The organism is Vibrio sp. 1978 (assembly GCF_033344345.1).
Map to the genome: position 1 here is coordinate 1 of NZ_JAWPOP010001006.1, position 520 is coordinate 520.

Consider the following 520-nt stretch of genomic DNA (forward strand, 5'->3'; position numbering starts at 1 on the left):
AAACTGACGCCAGAATCGAAGCTCAGCGATAACGATATTGCGTTGCGCTGTGTGCTGCCAATGCTGAATGAAGCAGTACGATGCTTGGACGACGGTATTATTCGCTCTCCGCGCGATGGCGATATTGGTGCGATTTTTGGTATTGGCTTCCCTCCATTCCTTGGCGGGCCATTCCGTTATATGGATCAATTCGGTTTGAAAGAACTGGTTGAGAAAATGAACGAATTTGCATCGAAATATGGCGATCGTTATGCGCCATGCGACGGACTGCTGACTAGAGCGGGTGAAGGTCGTACCTTCTACTAAGTGCTTGAAACGCTGAACATTAAAAAGGCTTGCATCGCGCAAGCCTTTTTTCTAACAGAAGTGTTTATTTCTTCTTGTCTTTTTTATCTTTGTTATGCCCTTTACCTGGGTTGTCATCGCCATGCACGCTAGCGTTTCCTTTTTTGTCTTTATCATCCCGGTTTTTAGAAGAGCAATCGTCGGATTTGACGGAAATATTGTCACCGCTTAGGCG

General features: G+C 45.8%; 1 protein-coding gene and 1 pseudogene. One reads left to right on the forward strand and one right to left on the reverse strand.

Translation table 11 applies throughout. The features are described from left to right. Positions 1-306 (forward strand): 3-hydroxyacyl-CoA dehydrogenase family protein (locus R8N49_RS30350; RefSeq protein ID WP_318190851.1); only part of this gene is annotated, 306 nt, incomplete at its 5' end. A gap of 64 nt (positions 307-370) precedes the next feature. Here R8N49_RS30350 and R8N49_RS30355 read toward each other — a convergent pair. After that, positions 371-520 (reverse strand): annotated as a pseudogene (locus R8N49_RS30355) (CG2 omega domain protein); the annotation flags it as partial.